Source organism: Stenotrophomonas sp. YJH_SMC_48-3 (assembly GCF_059369375.1).
Window position 1 is genome coordinate 238,480 of record NZ_JCAFSQ010000005.1, and the last position, 18,229, is coordinate 256,708.

General features: G+C 67.1%; 20 protein-coding genes. 14 read left to right on the forward strand and 6 right to left on the reverse strand.

The window, feature by feature from the left end; all coding sequences use genetic code 11:
• Positions 1-1,575: a S15 peptidase family protein gene (locus AC5P65_RS10325; RefSeq protein ID WP_495215558.1), complete on the reverse strand. Its 1,575-nt coding sequence runs from the start codon at positions 1,573-1,575 to the stop codon at positions 1-3.
• A 799-nt stretch (positions 1,576-2,374) separates the two neighbouring features.
• Here AC5P65_RS10325 and AC5P65_RS10330 point away from each other — a divergent pair.
• Both AC5P65_RS10330 and AC5P65_RS10335 read left to right on the forward strand, forming a co-directional pair.
• Positions 2,375-3,115, forward strand: coding sequence for a DNA/RNA non-specific endonuclease (locus tag AC5P65_RS10330; protein ID WP_180832441.1), 741 nt, complete (start codon positions 2,375-2,377; stop codon positions 3,113-3,115).
• 104 nt (positions 3,116-3,219) lie between these two features.
• Positions 3,220-3,915, forward strand: a complete 696-nt coding sequence (locus tag AC5P65_RS10335) for an HAD family hydrolase (RefSeq protein WP_180832443.1) — start codon at positions 3,220-3,222, stop codon at positions 3,913-3,915.
• 7 nt (positions 3,916-3,922) lie between these two features.
• Here AC5P65_RS10335 and AC5P65_RS10340 read toward each other — a convergent pair whose 3' ends face one another.
• The 4 genes from AC5P65_RS10340 to AC5P65_RS10355 are packed head-to-tail and all read right to left on the reverse strand — an operon-like array spanning position 3,923 to position 5,970.
• On the reverse strand, positions 3,923-4,153 hold the full coding sequence (locus tag AC5P65_RS10340; protein WP_021202364.1) for a hypothetical protein: 231 nt from the start codon (positions 4,151-4,153) through the stop codon (positions 3,923-3,925).
• Positions 4,150-4,575, reverse strand: a complete 426-nt coding sequence (locus tag AC5P65_RS10345) for a VOC family protein (RefSeq protein WP_021202363.1) — start codon at positions 4,573-4,575, stop codon at positions 4,150-4,152. Before AC5P65_RS10345 ends, AC5P65_RS10340 begins: the two co-directional genes overlap by 4 nt.
• Before the next feature lie 10 nt (positions 4,576-4,585).
• Positions 4,586-5,047: a helix-turn-helix domain-containing protein gene (locus AC5P65_RS10350; protein ID WP_111098482.1), complete on the reverse strand. Its 462-nt coding sequence runs from the start codon at positions 5,045-5,047 to the stop codon at positions 4,586-4,588.
• Positions 5,044-5,970, reverse strand: coding sequence for a LysR substrate-binding domain-containing protein (locus AC5P65_RS10355; RefSeq protein ID WP_021202361.1), 927 nt, complete (start codon positions 5,968-5,970; stop codon positions 5,044-5,046). The genes AC5P65_RS10350 and AC5P65_RS10355 overlap by 4 nt, the downstream gene beginning before the upstream one ends.
• A gap of 91 nt (positions 5,971-6,061) precedes the next feature.
• Here AC5P65_RS10355 and AC5P65_RS10360 point away from each other — a divergent pair, with 91 nt between their 5' ends.
• From AC5P65_RS10360 to AC5P65_RS10375, 4 genes are all read left to right on the forward strand, one after another.
• A complete protein-coding gene (locus tag AC5P65_RS10360) occupies positions 6,062-7,102 on the forward strand; it encodes a twin-arginine translocation signal domain-containing protein (protein WP_180832447.1) in 1,041 nt (346 codons plus the stop codon).
• Positions 7,099-7,980, forward strand: coding sequence for a TolB-like translocation protein (locus tag AC5P65_RS10365; RefSeq protein WP_180832449.1), 882 nt, complete (start codon positions 7,099-7,101; stop codon positions 7,978-7,980). The genes AC5P65_RS10360 and AC5P65_RS10365 overlap by 4 nt, the downstream gene beginning before the upstream one ends.
• A gap of 68 nt (positions 7,981-8,048) precedes the next feature.
• A complete protein-coding gene (locus AC5P65_RS10370; RefSeq protein WP_180832451.1) occupies positions 8,049-8,585 on the forward strand; it encodes a GFA family protein in 537 nt (178 codons plus the stop codon).
• A complete protein-coding gene (locus AC5P65_RS10375; RefSeq protein ID WP_019337410.1) occupies positions 8,578-8,886 on the forward strand; it encodes a DUF6958 family protein in 309 nt (102 codons plus the stop codon). The genes AC5P65_RS10370 and AC5P65_RS10375 overlap by 8 nt, the downstream gene beginning before the upstream one ends.
• Here the strand turns inward: AC5P65_RS10375 and AC5P65_RS10380 are convergent, their stop codons facing one another.
• Positions 8,887-10,242 (reverse strand): sigma-54 dependent transcriptional regulator, encoded by a 1,356-nt coding sequence (locus AC5P65_RS10380; protein WP_180832453.1) that lies wholly within the window; start codon positions 10,240-10,242, stop codon positions 8,887-8,889.
• A gap of 397 nt (positions 10,243-10,639) precedes the next feature.
• Between AC5P65_RS10380 and AC5P65_RS10385 the strand changes: the two genes are divergently transcribed.
• The 8 genes from AC5P65_RS10385 to AC5P65_RS10420 all read left to right on the forward strand — a co-directional run bounded on the left by AC5P65_RS10385 (position 10,640) and on the right by AC5P65_RS10420 (position 18,227).
• Complete coding sequence (locus tag AC5P65_RS10385) at positions 10,640-11,170, forward strand: FapA family amyloid fibril periplasmic chaperone (protein WP_021202355.1); 531 nt, start codon at positions 10,640-10,642, stop codon at positions 11,168-11,170.
• Entirely contained in the window at positions 11,167-11,784 is a 618-nt protein-coding gene (locus AC5P65_RS10390) for a FapB/FapC family functional amyloid domain-containing protein (RefSeq protein ID WP_111098489.1), read from the forward strand. The genes AC5P65_RS10385 and AC5P65_RS10390 overlap by 4 nt, the downstream gene beginning before the upstream one ends.
• A 43-nt stretch (positions 11,785-11,827) precedes the next feature.
• Complete coding sequence (locus AC5P65_RS10395) at positions 11,828-13,144, forward strand: FapB/FapC family functional amyloid domain-containing protein (protein WP_111101924.1); 1,317 nt, start codon at positions 11,828-11,830, stop codon at positions 13,142-13,144.
• A 100-nt stretch (positions 13,145-13,244) separates the two neighbouring features.
• Positions 13,245-13,949: a C39 family peptidase gene (locus tag AC5P65_RS10400; RefSeq protein ID WP_049481097.1), complete on the forward strand. Its 705-nt coding sequence runs from the start codon at positions 13,245-13,247 to the stop codon at positions 13,947-13,949.
• Between the two features lie 12 nt (positions 13,950-13,961).
• Positions 13,962-14,711: a hypothetical protein gene (locus AC5P65_RS10405; RefSeq protein WP_021202351.1), complete on the forward strand. Its 750-nt coding sequence runs from the start codon at positions 13,962-13,964 to the stop codon at positions 14,709-14,711.
• Between the two features lie 46 nt (positions 14,712-14,757).
• Entirely contained in the window at positions 14,758-16,050 is a 1,293-nt protein-coding gene (locus AC5P65_RS10410) for a transporter (RefSeq protein WP_021202350.1), read from the forward strand.
• 12 nt (positions 16,051-16,062) lie between these two features.
• Complete coding sequence (locus tag AC5P65_RS10415; RefSeq protein WP_180832456.1) at positions 16,063-16,986, forward strand: NAD(P)-dependent oxidoreductase; 924 nt, start codon at positions 16,063-16,065, stop codon at positions 16,984-16,986.
• Positions 16,987-17,087: 101 nt separating this feature from the next.
• On the forward strand, positions 17,088-18,227 hold the full coding sequence (locus tag AC5P65_RS10420) for an SPFH domain-containing protein (RefSeq protein WP_180832457.1): 1,140 nt from the start codon (positions 17,088-17,090) through the stop codon (positions 18,225-18,227).
• Positions 18,228-18,229: the final 2 nt, after the last annotated feature.

Below are 18,229 nucleotides of genomic sequence, written 5' to 3' on the forward strand. Positions count from 1 at the left end.
TCAGTGCAAAGGCAGCTTCAGTACCGACGGCGCGTTCGCCGGTGAACTGAAGGTTACCGTGCCACCCAACTGGCTGATGCCCGCATAACGCAGGTCCACCGTGTCCACCACCAGGGTCAGGCGACTGCCGGCCGGCACCTCCCAGCTGCTGGCCTCCAGCCGCAGGTCGATGGTCTTCGCCTGCCCCGGCGTGGCACCCCGCAGCGTATAGGGCTTGTGACTGATCAGCTGGCCATTGCCCAGCACGTCCTCGGCATAGAGATAGGCATACAACGTGGTGTCGGCGCGGCTTGGCGTGACCGTCATCCGCACTTCCGGCGCGCCATCCAGACGGCGCGCACTCCAGTAGATCGGCCCTTGCCAGACTCCCGCGGCGTTGCGTCCGACGAACGGCACATACGCGCCCGGTGGCAGGTTGATCATCTGCAGCGCGCCGGACGCCATCACCACGCCGGAGTTGGCGGCCGTCAGCAGGCCGCTGCCGATGCGGTAGCTCCAGCCGGTGCCGCCACCGTTCGCCACCAGTCCACCGGTGGGTTGTAACAACCCGCTCGGCGCGGTCAGCCCGTAGCTTACGGCGCCGGTAGAGGTGGCCTGCCAGTCCGGATAACGGCTCCAGCTGCCCTTCTGCGACTTCAACTGCACCGCCGGCTGGCGGTCGATGCCATTGGCCACGCCCTTGAGGTAGTGGTCAAACCAGTCGCCCACCGCGGCATAGACTTCATTGGGAATGGCGAGCGCACCGAAGGCCTCGTTGAGGGCGTGGTCGCCATGGCGCAGCTGCAGCTGCTTGGGGCCCTTCAAACGGTTGAAGAAGTCCACCAGCTGGCCCGGCGGGAACAGGCTGTCGTTGAAGGCGTTGGCGAGGAATACCGCGGGTTGGTTGGCATTGATCTCATCAAGGCTGCTGGCCGGGCTGCGCTGTGCCGCTACCGGCAGCAGCGAGTCCACCGCCCCCTGGTAGTTGCCGACCAGCACATTGCCGTTGATGGTGGCCAGCTCCGCCCCGGGGCGGCCAGTGGCCAGGCCGGCTGCCACCAGCAGGGCGATGCCCTGTGCGCTGGGCGTGTCATGGCTGTAGAGCGACGCCTGCAGGTCGGCCCAGCCGCTCAGCGCGGCAACGGCCTTGATGCGGGGGTCGCGTGCCGCCGCCAGCAGGCTGGTGCCGGCCCCGTAGGAGATGCCCGAGACACCGATCCTGGCCGGATCGGCCCGGGTGTTGGCCAGCGCCCAGTCGATCAGCGCACTGACGTCTTCGACCGTTGCGGGCCCGGCGATGTCGATGCTGCCGCCGGACTCCCAGAAGCCGCGCGAGCTGTAGCTGATGACCACATAGCCGCGCTGCGCCAGCGACTGTGCCACGCCCACGTACTCCACGCTGGGCACTGCCCAGCTGCTGGGCATCACCAGCAGCGGATAGCGGCCACTGCCGGCATCCTGGGGTTCGATGACGAAGGCCCCGAGGGGCGTGCCATCCCAGCTGGGGATGGTGCGATGGGTGGTCTTGACCGTGGCCGCCAGGACCGTGGGCGCCAGCCCGGTCAGCAGGATCAACAGCAGCAGAACCTTGCGCATCGTTGTCTCTCCCCGTCGGTGGTGGTGCAACGGATCGGACCGTACCAGTGCGAATGGTGGGCGGCACCTTGCGACGCAGCATGGCGCTTTCGAACCAGGCGCCCGGCTGGATCGATGCAGGACCACATTCAGGCGCGGTGGATCACCCACGCCACCAGGCCTGCAAGTGGCATCAATGCAAGTGTGCCAACGACGCCCAGGCATCCGGACGCCCCGCGGTGCGGCGCGGAAGCCTGTGGATGCGATCGCAGCCAAGCGGCATGACAGGCCCTGCAGTAGAAGCGCTGCTTCCCGGCGCGCCAAGCGCCACGGGTACGTTCGTCATGGAGGGCGGCGTTGCCGCAGCGCCCACACTTGAAACTGCGATGTGGCGGGCGTCTCTGCCGACGCAGCGCAGCCACGATTGCAACCCCGATCAGCGCAGCAGCAGCGCCCCCTGCAAGCAGTTCACTGTTGATCATTCGCCTTGCTCGATCCTGCGGTTTCCGGTCCTGCTGCGCAGGATATCGAGTCGTACACCCCCTGCGCTACGACGCCCTAGCACGCGCGCATGTCACCCACGCGCCGTGTGATCTGACACCTCTCCAGTGCTTGCGGGCGGTCACAGCTTCGTCTTTTCGTCGTTGACCGAAAGACGACAGCTTGTGACGCTTACGACACCGCAGGGCCTCCACAGCCCAACAACGCGGTCACGTCCCACCGCAATCCGCTGCACCCGACTCCGCACCGTCTCCCCGTGACCTCGCCCTGCCAGGTCGTGGCGGACGGCTGCGCCCTGAACTTCTGCTGGAGAACCGCAATGCGCCTTGCAAGCTTCTTCTTCGCGTTCGTCCTCAGTGCCTTCGCCAGCGCTGCCCAAGCCCAGGTCGTCACCCTCAACAAGGGCGGCTTCGTGCTCACCTACGACTGCAGCATCCACAGCGCCACCCGCTACGAATACACCCTGACGGCAGACACCGGTTCGGCCGCGCGCCCGTCCAGCTTCTACAAGGATCCGGGCCTGCCGGCAGGCAGCCTCGGCCAGACCAGCACCGCCTCCTACGCCAGCATCACGTCCGGCTATGACCGGGGTCATCTGGTGACGTCCAATCACATGGACTACAACGCGACCTACATCCGCCGCGCCAACTACATGACCAACATCGTTCCGCAGGTCTCCAGCTTCAACCAGGGCATCTGGGTGAAGGCCGAGAACGTGGCCGAGTGCTACCGTGACATCGCACCGGTGGATGTCTATGGTGGCGTGGTCTACGGCGACGCCTCCAACGACTATTTCCTTTCCAGCCACGGCATCCCGACGCCGGAGTTCTTCTGGAAGACGATCATCACCCGTGATCCGAACACTGGCACGGCCAAGGCGATCAGCTGGATCATTCCCAACGAAGCCAATCTGGGCAGCCTCGACAGCTACCTGGTGACCATCGCCGATCTGGAGGAGCTGTTGGGTGCGAGCTACGTTGCGATCAACGCACCGGCCTCGCTGAAGAACATGCTGCCGGCCAGCACCTGGCCGCAGCCGGCGGGGTGTGATCTGGGCTGACCGGTCTGCCGGGAATGGGTGGCACCCGGTCCGGGTGCCACGCAAGGATGGCTGTGGGAAAATGGCGGGCAATTGCACCACCGCATTGCCCCCTGGAGCTGTAGATGTCCCGTTTCCCCTTCGATGCCGTGCTGTTCGACTGCGACGGCGTACTGGTCGATTCCGAGCCGCTGGTGGCCCGCGTGCTCTCGGAAATGCTGACCGCACGCGGCTGGCCGCTGACCCCGGCGCAGGCGGGTGAAGTCTTCCTCGGGCAGTCCGTGGCCCATCTGGCAGGGCTGATCGCAGAGCGCACCGGCAAGCCGTTCACCGAGGAATGGCTGGAGGAGTTCCGCCAGCAGCGCAACCGGGCGCTGGAACGGGATCTGGAGCCGATCCGGGGGGCGCCCGAGGCCGTGCGTGCGATCGCCGCAGCGACCGGTGGCCGCATTGCCTGCGCGTCCGGTGCCGACCTGATCAAGGTGAAACTGCAGCTGGGCAAGGTCGGCATCCTCGATGCATTCGGCGACCACGTCTACAGCGGCCAGGACATGCCGAACACCAAGCCGCACCCGGACGTCTATCTGGCGGCCGCTGCCGCGCTGGGTGTGGATCCGAAGCGCTGCGCGGTCATTGAAGACACCGTGACCGGCGCGACCGCCGGCGTGGCGGCAGGTGCCACCGTGTTCGGCTTCAGCGAGGGCGGCCCGCACCACAGCACACCCGACGCTCTGCGCGCGGCCGGTGCCCAGGTGATCTTCCAGCGCATGGAAGATCTTCCCGCACTGCTGGCGGCCTACGCCGCCGACGCTGCCGCCTGACCCGGCGTCAACCCGCAGCGCCCTGCCCGGCGCTGCGGCACCTGCCGCTGTAGTGCAGCGCAAACAGGTACAACCCGGTGAACAGTTGCAGGAACAGCGGCGGCAGCGGCGCATAGGTGATCCACGCTGCAGGTTCGCCCTGCCCCAGCCCGCGAACGGCGAAGTTGGCGATCACCGCCAGGGTGAACACGATCGAGGTCCAACGATGCACGGGCCGTGCCCAGCCACCGCGGCTCATTGCCGGCGCCTCGCTTCGGAACGGGCTTCGATCATCTTCCAGCCATTGCCTGACGGGTCACGGAATCCGGCGTCGACGGCGCCATAGCGCTCGATCGGCTCCTGGGTGAATTCCACGCCCTGTGCCAGCCATTGCGTGTAGCGCGCCCGGCAGTCATCCACGGCCAGCACCAGCGGCGGCATTGCGCCCTTGGCCACCAGCTGCTGCAGCGCAAGTGCGGTAGCGGCGTCGTGGGTGGGCGGGCCTGGCACGAACAGGCCCAGCTGGAAACCGTCCTGGCCCGGGCTGCGGACCGTCAGCCATCGGTAGCTGCCATTGCGTACGTCGGTATGCACTTCGAAGCCGAGCTTGCCGACGTAGAACGCCAGCGCCTCATCCTGGTCGCGCACATACAGGCCGACCGTGTTCACAGTGTTCGTCATGGGACCTCCCTCAGGTGGGGTCCACGTTAGCAACCGCCTCGCGGCGGCGCTTCTCCAAAACTGCGATCTTCAGGTCCGGGCGCTGCGCGGCGCGTGCATGGCATTCCGGAACGCTGGCCGACGCCGCCCGGATTGCACGCTCACGCTCACGCACATTGCCCGGGCTGTCACCGGTGATGTCACGGAAGATTCGGCCGAAGGTACCCAGGCTGCTCCACCCGGTTTGCGCGGCGATTTCGGTGACCGGCAACTCGGTGTCACGCAACATCGCCACGGCCCGTTCGATGCGCCGGCTAAGGAGATAGCGGTGCGGTGGCAGCCCGAAGGCCTGCTTGAACGAGCGGGCGAAGTGCGCCGGCGACACTGCACTGACCTCGGCCAGGCGCGCGACCGGCCATTCCTCATGGCTGGCGCGGTCCATCCGGTCCTTGGCACGCAGCAGGCGCCGCAGCAGTTCGGGGCTCTGGTTCATGGCACCACCGCCTGGGCCAGGTAGTGGCGTGCCGCGTGCCGCGCCTCAGCGGCCTGCTCGACCAGCCAGTCACGCAATGCAATCACCTTGGCACTGCCATTTCGCGCCGTGGGTGCCACGAACCAGAAGCTGCGACCGTCGCTGGCGACACCCGGATGCGCCTGCACCAGCCGCCCGCTGTCCAGCTCGGCCTGGAAAAGGATCGGCGAACCAATGGCGATGCCTTGCCCGGCGATCGCGGCGCCGACATCCAGATGCTCGACGGCAAAGGGCGCGACGAAACTCTCCGGTGCCGGCGGTGGAATGTGCCCGTGCGCGGCAAACCACAGGGCCCACCAGTCCGGCCGCCCGAGCAGGGGAATCTCCAGCGCGCTGCTGCCCAGCCCACGCGCCTCGTGCAGCAGCGCCGGCGCACACAACGGTGTGAACACGCTGGGAAACAAGGGAGTTGCCTGAAGACCCGGCCATTCGCCCTGGCCATTGCGGATGGCGGCATCGAAGTGACCGGCGGCCAGATCCTGCGGCGCTGCCGACAGGTCCAGTTCCAGCACGAGCTGCCGGTGGCGGGCACGGAACGTGCCCAGTCGCGGCGTCAGCCAACTGGTGCCCAGCGTGGGCAGCACGGACAGGCGCAGTCGCGCCGCATCCATGTCTGCGGCGCGCATGAAGCTGGCGCGCAGTGCATCGAATGCCCGGGTGGCCTCCTGGGCGACGCTGGCACCCGTCGCTGTCAGTTCTACGTGCTGTGCATGGCGCAGGAACAGGCAGGTACCGGTCTGGGCCTCCAGCCGCCGCACGTGGTAGCTCACCGATGCCGCACTGGTGTCGAGCTCTTCGGCGGCACGCGCGAAGCTGCCCAGCCGCGCCGCCGCCTCGAAGGCACGGATGGCGGCAAGCGATGGCAGCTGGCGTTGGGTGACCATAAGTGTGACTTAGCCTGAGCCCCGATATCTGCGTGGTCAATCCCCCTGGTACGCGCAACGATGGAGGCACCTTCGACAGGGGATCACGCACATGGATCGACGGCAGTTCCTGGCCACCCTGGCCGCCGCGGCGGCATCTACGGCGCTGCCCTCCGGGTGGGCCCTGCCCAGCCACAGCGAAGACTGGAAATGGTTGCAGGGCAACTGGCAGGTCCGGCACCGACGCCTGAAGGAGCGCCTGGTCGGCGATACCCGATGGGAGTCCTTCACCGGTTCCAGCGCGGTCTGGCTCACCCTGGGCGGACTCGGCACCATCGATGACAACGTCATGGCGCTGCCTTCGGGCCCCTACAGGGGCCTGGGCGTGCGTGCATTCGATCCGGTGTCTTCCACGTGGTCGATCTGGTGGATCGATGGTCGCAACCCTGCCCATATCGAAGCCCCTGTGCGCGGCGCTTTCAAGGGCGATGCCGGCAGCTTCCGCGGCACCGACCGGATCGACGGGCGCCCCGTCGAGGTCTGGTTCCGTTGGCATGACATCCACGGCGAGGAGCCGTGGTGGGAACAGGCGTTCTCCGACGATGCCGGTGCGCACTGGGAAGTGAACTGGCGCAACTGGTTCCGCCGCACTGCTGCGGTCCCCTCTCCGCTTCCGAAGCTGCCGGATGCACCGGGCGATTTTGATTTCCTGGTGGGCCATTGGAACGTGCGCCATCGTCGCCTGCGCGCTCGGCTGGCAGGCAGCGATGCATGGGACGCGTTCAACGGCACCCTGCACAACTGGCCGGTCTTGGGAGGATTCGGCAACGTGGGTGACAACCTGATGGACATGCCTGGAGCGCCGCTGGGAGGCATGGGCATCCGCGCCTGGAATGCGGCGGAGCGGCACTGGCTGAGCTGGTGGGTGGATGGCCGGGAACCAACCCGGATCGGCGCGCCACTGCGTGGTGGTTTCCATGCCGGTGTCGGCCGCTTCTTCGGCGAAGACCAGCACGACGGTCGATCAATCCAGACGCGGGTGATCTGGTCACGCATTACCCCGCGCTCGGCGCGCTGGGAACAGGCGGCATCGACCGATGGCGGGCGCAGTTGGGAAACCAACTGGGTCAGCGACTTCGAGCGACAGGCATGAAGGCGCTGCTGGCCGTGATGCTGCTGGTTGCTGCGTCGCCTCCCGCGTCGCCATCCAGGGTGCTGCGGATCGTCGGCCCCGCCGAGCGCTTTGCCCCGGGCGTTGCATCCACGCAATACGACGAGATTCGACTGACCTTGAGCCCGGACGGAAAAACCGCACTGTGGTTCAGCCGCAACCGGCCCGGCGGGCCGGGTGGGTATGACATCTGGGTCTCCCGCAACGATGGGCAGCGCTGGCGGCCGGCGATGCCGGTGCCGTTCAACTCGCCGGGGCGCGACTTCGATCCCGCTTTTTCCGCCGATGGCCGCGTGGTGTATTTCTGTTCGGATCGCGCAGGCGGCCTGGGCGGCGACGATCTGTACCGGGTCAGCATGGGGAGCGACGGTCGATTCGGGAAGCCGGTCAATCTTGGCCCGGCAGTGAACAGCGCGGCCGATGAATTCGCGCCGATGCTCTCGCCGGACGCAGCCACGCTGCTGTTCTCCAGCGATCGCGCAGGCGGTGCGGGTGGCCATGACCTCTACGTCGCAGCGATGGTCCGTGACATGGCGCAGCCGGCAGGGCCGCTGCCGGGAGACCTCAACACCGCAGCGCAGGAGTTCGACGCGACCTTCCTGGGCGACGGCCGGACGCTGGTGTTTGCCCGCGCCCTGGACTTCGGCAGTGCACCGGTACGCCAGTTCATCGCCTACGAGCGTGGAGGCCGTTATGACGCGGGCCTTGCATTGCCCTCCCCCTTGAACGAGGCCTCCGGCGACAGCTACGGCGCGATGCTGGATGGCTCGCAACCCGACACCTTGACCTATTCGGCGCGGCGCGCGGACGGTGCAGGGTTGGACCTGTACCGCATCCGCTTTCGGATGATGCGCCCTTGAAGGCAGATGTTGTCGATTTTCCGCGCCCCGGTTCGTCGAGAGGATGACTACCCCAGGAGAAAACGCAGATGGCCTCACACCAGTCCCTTGGCTGCGCCTGCGGCCAGGTACGCCTGACCGCCACGGGCCAACCGATTGCCACCGTCGAATGCTGCTGCGACAGCTGCCGCAAGGCCGGCGCCATGCTGCAGTCGATGCCCCGAGCACCGGACGTGCTGGGCCCGCACGGCCAGACGCTCTTCGTAATGCACCGCAAGGATCGCGTCAGCATCGATGCCGGGCATGCCATGCTGCGTGCCTTGCGATTGTCCAGCAGGAGCGGCAGCCGCCGCGTGCTGGCCGGCTGCTGCAATACGCCGCTCTTCCTGGAGTTCAGCGGCGGCCATTGGCTGAGCCTGTATGGCCTGTTGTGGCCGGCATCGACAAGACCTGCCGTGGAGATGCGGACCATGGTCAGTGATCTTCCTGATGCGTCTGTGCTTCCTGACGATGTGCCGAACCTGAAGACCCGGTCGCTGCGCTTCTATGCGCGGTTGATGAAGGCGTGGATCGCCATGGGCTTCCGCAGCCCACGCATCGAGGTCGCGGGAGATACCCATGCCTGAGCCCGGACGGATCGAGATCGAAAGCATCACCACGCCCGGGCACATCCAGCGCGTGGATCGCGCCAAGTACCTCGCCATGCGCCATGCCTTGCTGCGGGCGCTGCCCGCGCAACCGCCCGGCCTGACCGTCGCGCAGGCGAAACAGGCACTGCTGCCACACCTGCCCGCCGCGCTGTTCCCGGCAGGTGCCACCGCCGGCTGGTGGTTGAAGGCCGTGCAGCTGGACCTGGAAGCCAAGGGCGTGATCGAGCGCGTCGCGGGCAAACCGTTGCGCCTGTTCAAGCACCTGGCGGCCGGCTGATCAGCGCTGTGCAGGCAGTTCCAACCGGTGCTTGCGGCACAGGCGATACACCGTGACCCGCGATATCTGCATCTGCCGCGCGCACTCGGAGACGTTGTAGCCGGTCTGGCGCAGGGTCTGCAGCAGTACATCGCGCTCGGCCTGGCCGCGCGCATCGTGCAGCATCGCCACGGGCAGGGCCGCTACCGATGCGCCCAGCTCCAGGTCACGCTCACTGATCAGCTCGCCTTCGGCCATGATCGCTGCACGCTGCACACGGTTCAGTAGTTCGCGTACGTTGCCGGGCCAGTCGAAGCGCCGCATCGCCTGCAGTGCGGCCGGTGCGAAGCCGCGTGCACGCACGCTGTGGCGCAACCGGAAGCAGCGCAGGAAGTGCTCGGCCAGCAGCTGCACGTCGGCACCGCGCTCGCGCAGCGGTGGCATCAGCAGGCGCAGCACGTTCAGGCGGTAGTAGAGATCGCTGCGGAACCGCCCCTGCGCCACCGCGTGTTCCAGTTCGACGTGGGTCGCGGCAAGTACTCGCACGTCCGCGCGCAGCGGCTGGCTGCTGCCCACGCGCTCGAAGGTCCCTTCCTGCAGCACGCGCAGCAGGCTGGTCTGCGCTTCTGCCGGCAGATCGCCTACCTCATCAAGAAACACCGTACCGCCATGGGCGGATTCGAACACACCGATCTGCCGCTTGTCGGCACCGGTGAACGAGCCACGTTCGTGGCCGAACAGCTCCGACTGCACCAGGCTGGCCGGAATCGCACCACAGTTCACCGCAATGAAAGGCCTGCCGGCGCGCCCCGACAGCGCATGCAGCGCATGTGCAGCCAGTTCCTTGCCCGTACCGGTTTCGCCGGTGACCAGCACCGGCAGTTCCACCGGCGCGAACTTGTGCAGCACCGTGCGCACCGCATGCAGCGCGGCGCTTTCGCCAATCAGCGCGTGCGGTCCGTGCCCACCGCAGGTTGCGTCGACAGGCGGATCATCCGCATCGAACTGCTGGCGCATTGCGCAGACCAGGTCCTGAAGGCCGAACGGCAGCGTGAAGCGCGCGCCACATCGCTGCAGCAACGGCAGCCAGGCCGGCGATGTGGGTCCGGCGCCCGGTGGCAGTACCGCCAGCCAGGGCAGATGCTGGTGCTGCTCGATCCACGGTTCCAGCAGCTGCAGCGACGCCGCATCGAGATGGCGCAGATCGAGTACGGCGAGCAATCGATCGCGCCCACGCAGGCCTATCGCCATGGCGGGATCGGGATGGATGCTGCGCACATGCCAGCCTGCTGCCGCCAGCGCACTGCGCTCGTTCGCCAACGGCTCGCCAAACCAGAGCACGCAACGTGACGTAGAAGCCTCCGGGACCGCTGCCATGCTTCCCCCAGCATCCGGACACCGTCGGCGGACTGTCAGGCAATCGCCGGCGTGCCGCCCCCCCGCCGGGACCTCTACGGCCACCGGGGCGGCCTTTGTTGGGCGGATCCTAGCGCTTCCCTAAACGGCGGTGCAATGAGCAATGCGTCAAGAAATTCGTGGCTGAACCGGCACCGTTGCAGACGGCGGCGCCACCTGTAACACGCATGCAACAGTTGCCCGCCGCCCTTGCCCTGCGGTGCCTGGGGCTTCGAAATCCCAACGATTCCCCGACGTGCCTGTAACACCGTGGCAGCAGCACGGTCAGGTGCTGCACGGTCCCGACATTGGCGGCTGGGCACTTCCAGGTTGGCACGGTTGATGCGTGGTTCCGCCGCACCCATCGCGGGAGATCGGCATGGACGGCACCACCCTGGTTCGCGGCCTGGCCGCAGCACTGGCAATCGCCCCGCTGTTGGTTGGCACGGGCGCATCCGCGTCCGGCGCCCGCCAGGGCGTGAAGGCACAGCCGGGCGAAATCGTCCTGTTGCGGGACGTCTCCGCGCGGCCGGCCTATCGCATGGCACCACCGGGCATGGCCCTGATTGCCGACCTGAAGCCACAGCGCGAGATCGCCACCGCATTGGGCGCCGGTGGCACGACGAACGGCATGGACGAGTTGAGCGATGAGGACTATGCCGGCATGGGTGCCGGCCAGGCAGCGTCCGTCGCGACACCGGGCGGCACTACCGTTGAACGGGTCACCCAGCAGGCCCTGGGCGGCACGCTTGGCCGCGGTGGTGATGGCATGGTCGGCAGCAACCTCGGGGGCGCCATGAGCGGTCCGCTCGGTGCGGTCGGCAGCAGCACCCGCGGTATCGCCGATACCGTGCGCGGCGCACTGGCCCAGTTCCCCCTGCAGGGCACGGCCCCGGCAGGTGGAAAATGAAGGCCCTGCACGGCGTGCTTCTGCTGCTCGCTGCCGCGCCCTGGGCGACCCGGGCCGATGACTACGGCGGCATGCTCGCCTATCTCGACGTGGCCCGCATCGACGGCCACGCACTGGCCGGGGCGAATGGGGCCATCGCCGTCAACCAGGCCGCCGGCGACCTCAACGTGCAGGCCAACCTGCGGGGTATCGCCAAGGGTGATCGCGCCGACGTGGCGATCAATGCCCGGCAACTGCAGCAGGGCAACCGCGTGCTGTCCGGGCCGCTGCAGGCCACCGCGTTCATTGGCGGTGACGCACTGGCCGGTGCCAGTGGCATCGCATCCATCAACCAGGCCAGCGGCATCGCCAACACGACGCTCAACGTCGTCAGCGCGACGCTGGCCCGACAGGGCATACGCGAAACCGACGATACGGCCTTGGCCGCCGAGGGTTCCGCGTTGGCAGGGGGGCGGGACGACACCGGTTACGGCGTCGCGACGGGCACCCGCAGCGCCGGTGTAGCCAGCACCGCACTGCGGGGATTCGACGGGGTCCTGCAACTCAATCAGATCGCGGGCAACGGCAACGACACGGCCAACGTACTGGGCCTGGTCGTGCAGGACCGCCCGTGACAACCACCCAACCGATGCACCACCTGATGAGAGAGAGGGCACCATGAAAGCGACCGTCAAAAAGACCATGCTCGCCATGGCGATTGCCACTGCCTCGACCGCCGCTGCGGCCAATGGCTGGGACAACCAGAACGCCAACGCGAACATCAACCACAACCACACCGTCAGCGAGACCCGCAGCGACACGCACAACCACACCGACAACGACGTGCGCAACCGCACTGTCAACGTCAACGTGCAGAAGCACAGCAACATCCAGGCCGACGAACGCAAGGAAAAGAACAACCACGGCGTCGACGTGAACCTGGAGAAGGACCTGCGCCTGAGCACCGACATCAATTTCTCCGGCGACCCGAACATCACCGGCGACATCGACCTCGACTCGGCGGCCATTGCCGTGATCGACAACCGGCAGTCGATCAGCAACAACGCCACCAGCAACAGCCTGGTCACCAACAGCGCGTCGATCGGTGACAGCGTCGGCGCCGGTGCCTCGGGCAATCTGGGCTTCAATGTCGTCTCCGGCGACAACAATGCGCAGGACAACGCGGCCTCACTATCTGCGGCCGATGCGTCCTTCAGCTTCGGCATGGCCGACGCCGAGGTATTCGTCAACCAGGCCGGCTTCGGCAACGCCACCATGAACTCCGGTGTCACCAACGCCGCAGGTCTCAGCGGCAACGCCTTTGGCGGCGCGTCCGGCAACATCGGCGTGAACATCGCCTCGGGCAACAACAACGAGCAGAAGAACGCCCTCGCGGCCTCGGTCGCGACCACGGCGGTGGCCCAGTCGAGCATCAGCTCCAACCAGGTCTCCACCGGCAACACGGTCAGCAACGCCGGCTTCGTGCAGTCCTACACCGATACCGTGCAGGTCGGCATGCGTGGCGGCGTCAGCGGCCTGACACTGGCCTATGGCGCGGGCACCTACCGCGGCACCGGCAACGCCTACCAGATGGCCAACTACTACCTGGATACGTGGAGTGGCGAGCTGCCGCACCCGGGTGGCAACAGCACCGGCCATATCGATCTGGACAACCAGATCCAGAACGCCACGATGAACCCCAACCGGCCGGGGGTGGGCGGCCTGGGCTTCGATACGCGTGAGAGTGGCACCAGCCAGTTCGTCGAACTGGGCGTGGCTGACCTGTATGCCAGCCTCAGCGGCACGGTCAGCACCACGCGGTGGGTGAACGTCAATGCGACCAACACCTCGGCCTTGTCGGGCAGCGCCTTCTCGGGCGCCTCCGGCAACATCGGCGTGAACGTGGCTTCCGGCACCGGCAACCTGCAGGCCAACAGCCTGGCCCTGGCAGTCGCCCAGCCCAGCACCGGCGGCGGTGGTGGCAGCGGCGAGTAAGCGCAACACCCCGGCCGTCCGCCAATGGCCGGGTCCCCGGGAGCCCCTGTTCCTCCTCCCCCTTGGAACGGGGGCTCCCCCCTACTGCCGGAGAACGTAGATGATCCGTTGCCCTCCATCGATGCGCCTGTTGGCCTGCCTGTGGCTGCTGGGCACCGCATCGGCGTGGGCCGGCGAGGTCCACTTCGCCGGCGTGCTGCCCAACGGCGCGCTGCTGCAGCAGAAGGTCGAAAGCATGCAGGAGCGGCGCTACCGCAACGTGGTGCGCCAGCACACCGATTACAGCTGCGGGGCAGCCGCATTGGCGACCATCCTGCGCCATGCCTATCACCTGCAGACCGACGAAGCGACGGTGATCGAAGGAATGATGGGGGTTTCCGATCCAGCGCTGGTGGCCGAACGCGGCTTCTCCCTGCTCGACATCAAGCGCTACGTGGAATCGCTGGGCATGCGTGGCCGGGGCTACCGCATTGATGAAACACGACTGCGCACCCTTCGCGTGCCAGGACTGGTGCTGATGGACGTGCGCGGCTTCCGCCATTTCGTGGTGCTCAAGCAGGTGCGCAACGGCATCGTGGAAGTGGCTGACCCGATCCTCGGCAACCGCAGCCTGGCGCTGCCGGAGTTCCTGGCCGCCTGGCCATCGCGCGCGGTCTTCGTGGTGATCGGCAGCGACTTCGATCGCAACACCGTTCTTCTGCAACCCAGCGAACGGCCAAGCGCCCGCGCGCTCTACGCGCGGCAAGGGCCGATCACCGATGCCGAACTGGTCGACTTCGGCTTCAGCCACGCCGACCTGTTCTGAGGAGGTACGACCATGTTCCGTCAACACGTATGGATGGCTCTGCTGCTGATGGCCCCTGCCCTGCCCCTGCAGGCCGCCGACGGCAGGACGGGGCGTGGACTCACGGAAATCCCCGACCCGGAGCTGAGCCTGATGCGGGGGCGCTACACCGTGGGTGGCAACAACGTTGCCTGGTTCGGGGTCACCATGGTGTCGCAGTGGCAGGCCAGCAACGGCACGACCCTGCAGGGCAGCCTGACCCTGGGCATGGACTTCCGTGGTGCTGGCGCGCCGAAGCTCAGCTTCCAGCCCAGCGTGCATGTCACGGCAGCCGATGCGCCGCTGCCCGATACCCACGGACGCAGCATCGACAGCAGCGGCCTGGCCAATGCCAGCGGCCTGGTGCAGAGCGTGCAGGTGGCCGGCGATGGCAATGTCGCGCGCAACGTCACCACGCTGACCGTCCGCGAGGGTGGCGTGCCGGCTGTTCTCTCTGATGGCGCAGGCAACGTCACCGCGCAGCCGGCCGGCGCCAGCGCGACGGCCGTGCTGGAAGGCAACCAGGCACACCTGCTGCTGCAGGTGGATGGCCAGGGGCTGGTGCAGCAGTGGATCCGCAATGGCAGCGTCGGCCAGGGCATCGCCCTTACCGGTGACGGCCAGATCGCCAGCAACCAGCTGCGGCTGGAGCTGGTGCGCAACGCCGTGGGCGGCAACCTGCCGTTGAGCCAGAACGTGGCCCAGGCGATTGCGTTGAACCGCGGCATGGGGCCGGGCCAGTAGCAGGGCCTGGCATTGGGGGAAACGCTCCACAACGCAGGACACGAACATGCACACCCTGATGAGGATCACCCCGTTGGCGCTGGCGGCGCTGGCGGGCACCGCCCTTGCCGTGCCGCCGACGCCTGACGATGGCGCAGACGTGCAGGCCCTGGCCAACCAGCTGGAACAGCTGAAAGCCAACTACGCACAGGAAGTGCGGCGGCTGCGCGAACTGGACATGCAAGTGCAGGCCATGCAGGCACGCTTGGGCGGGCGGGTTGGCCCAGCCTCGACCCCACCTGCCGCGCCATTGGCGCAGGCGGCGGCCGCCGCGGTTCCACCGAGCAGCGAGGGCTACGCCAGTACCGCTGCCGAGGCCCAGCAGGCCAGGCAGGAGTCGCGGCGCAGCGTGGACGACGTGAAACAGCAGCAATCGGCCCTGTTCTCGCGTCGCTTCACCGTCGAGAACAGCCTCACCTACGCCCGCTATGACCGCAAGCAGCTCACCCTCAACGGCTTCCTCGCGTTGGACGCCATCTTCCTCGGCAATATCGCCATCGAGAACGTGGAGTCCGACTCGCTGACCTATAACGTGGCAGCCCGCTGGGGCGTCAGCCCGAACCTGACCCTCAACCTGGATGTGCCCTACCTGGCGCGGCGCACCGTGTACCAGAAAGGCGGCGCCGGCGGTGCAGCGGCCGCCATCGCGCAGGAGCAGACCAACGGCAACGGCCTGGGCGACATTGGCCTGAGCGCGAACTACCGGCTGTTCGGCGAACGCGGCTGGCGCCCTGAGACCGTGCTCACGGCCGGTGTCACCGCCCCCACCGGGCGCGCGCCCTACGGCCTGGACTGGAAGGTGATCGAACGCGATGACGACGACTACATCCGCTTCGCCGTGCCGCGCGAGCAACCCACCGGCAACGGCGTATGGCAGGCCAACCTCGGCCTGTCGATGGTGAAGACCGCTGACCCGGCCATCCTGTTCGCCAACATCGGGTACGTGCACTCCATCCCTCGCGGCTTCAGCGACATCGACAGCAATCCGGATACGGTCAACCCAGGCGACGTGAAGCTGGGAGGCTCGGTGTACTTCGGTGCTGGCGTGGCCTTCGCATTCAACGAGCGGACCAGCCTGAGCCTGTCCTTCAGCGACCGCATCAGCGCCCGCGCCTCCACCCGCTTCCAGGGTGGCAAGTGGATGAAGGTGATCGGCAGTGACGCCAATGCGGCATCACTGAACCTGGGCGTGACCTATGCGTTGAACCAGCACACCACGCTGGTGACGTTGCTGGGCATCGGACTGACCCCGGACGCACCGGACTTCACGCTGGCGTTCAAGATTCCTTACATGCTCTAGCGGCCACTGCCCATGGCACGATGGGCGCTCTGCGGCCAGCGGACGTCCATCATGCGCATCGGATTCCTGGGACTTGGAGTGATGGGAACGCCCATGGCGGCCCATCTGGCTCGCGCAGGTTACGAGGTATGCGGCTGGTCGCGCTCCGACCGCAACCATGCGGCCGCGCGCACCGCCGGCATCAACGTCTGCGAGGCGGTGGACGAGGTATTCGCGGCCTGCGACACCCTCATCCTGATGCTGGCCAATGACGATGCCATCGACAGCGTGCTCGATCGGCATGGCGCGGCGTTTGGCGAGCGGGTCGAGGGCCGCCTGCTGATCAACATGGGTACCAGCTCGGCAGCGTACTCACAGGCGCTGGCCGAACAGATCCGTGCCGCGGGCGGCCGCTACGTGGAAGCGCCGGTGTCTGGCTCACGCGTGCAGGCCGAAGCGGCGCAGCTGGTGATCCTGCTGGCCGGTGCCGATGTCGACCTCGCGGCAGCCGCCCCACTGGTTGCACCGATGGGCAGGCAAACGGTGTGCTGTGGTGCAGTGCCGTCCGCACTGCGCATGAAACTGGCGGTGAACCTGTACCTGATCACCTTGGTCACCGGCTTGGCCGAAGCGGTGTACTTCGCCGAAGCACACGGCATCGAGCTTGACCGCTTCGCGCAGGTGCTCAACGCAGGGCCGATGGCCAGCGAAGTATCGCGAATCAAGCTGGACAAAATGATCCGTGGTGACTTCAGCGTGCAGGCGTCGATCACCGACGTGCGCAAGAACAGTGGGCTGGTAGCCGCTGCCGCCCATGAGGTGGGCATGCATGCGCCCTTGATCGACGCCAGCGACGCGCTGTTCGCACAGGCACTGGCGTCCGGATCGGGGGCGCTGGACATGGCGGCCGTGCTGCAGGCGGTACGGGCCGGGCCAACCGGCACTGGCCGGCGCTGATCCGGATTCATGTTCCGGCACTACTGCCGTCCTCCACCGCTGCTATATTCAGTCCAGCTCGGCAGGCATGGTGCCTGCCCTCGAATCACAGGGAGTTGGACATGGGTCTGGTACAGGCGGTGAAGGGGGCGGTTGGCGGTGTGCTGGCCGACCAGTGGAAGGACTTCTACACCGTGCCGGCGGGCCTGCCGTCCACGGCCGCCCTGTTCGCGGCGGTGCCGCAGGGCACCAATGCCGGCCGCGGCTCCAACACCAGCGGCTCGTCCAACATCATCACCAACGGCTCGAAGATCATCGTGCCCGAAGGTTACGGCCTGCTGCTGCTCCAGGACGGCGCGATCACCGCATTCGTCGCCGAACCGGGTGGCTACGAATGGCGTTCGGACGACCTGAACTCGCAGTCGATCTTCGCCGGCGACGGCCTGGTCAGCACCTTCATCAAGCAGAGCTGGGAACGCTTCAAGTTCGGCGGCCAGCCGGGCGCGCAGCAGGCGGCCTACTTCGTCTCGCTGAAGGAATTGCCGGACAACCGCTTCGGCACCCAGTCGGAAATCTACTGGGACGACGGATTCCTCAATACCCAGGTCGGTGCGATCACCCGCGGCTCGTACACGCTGAAGATCGTCGACCCGATCCTGTTCGTGAAGAACTTCGTGCCGGCCAGCTACCTGCGGCCGGGCCAGGTGTTCGACTTCACCGATCTGGACAACGCCGCTGCCAGCCAACTGTTCAATGAAGTGGTCGGTTCGCTGGCCCCGGCCTTCAGCCTGTATACCAACGATCCGGGCAAGGGCAACCGCATCACCAAGCTGCAGCAGGACTCGCTGGGCTTCGCGCAGAGCCTGTCCGCCGCCGTCGAGCAGGGTTACCAGTGGAAGTCCGACCGCGGCCTGGCCATCGTCAAGACCGCCATCGTCTCGATCGAGTACGACGCCAACACCCGCGAACTGCTGAAGACCGTGCAGCGCGCCGATGCGCTGTCCGGTTCGCGCGGCAATTCCAACCTGCAGGCCAGCGTCGCCCAGGGCATCCAGTCGGCCGGCGAGAACGGCGGTGCGGCGGGCCTGGTCGGTGTCGGCATGGCCTCGGGCATGTTCGGTGTGGGCGGCATGCAGCAGCCGGTCACCCCGGCTGCGGATGACCCGGTGGCCAAGCTGAAGAAGGCAAAGGAAATGCTGGACCTGGGCCTGATCACCCAAGGCGACTATGACACCCTGAAAGCCAAGGCACTGGGCCTGTAACA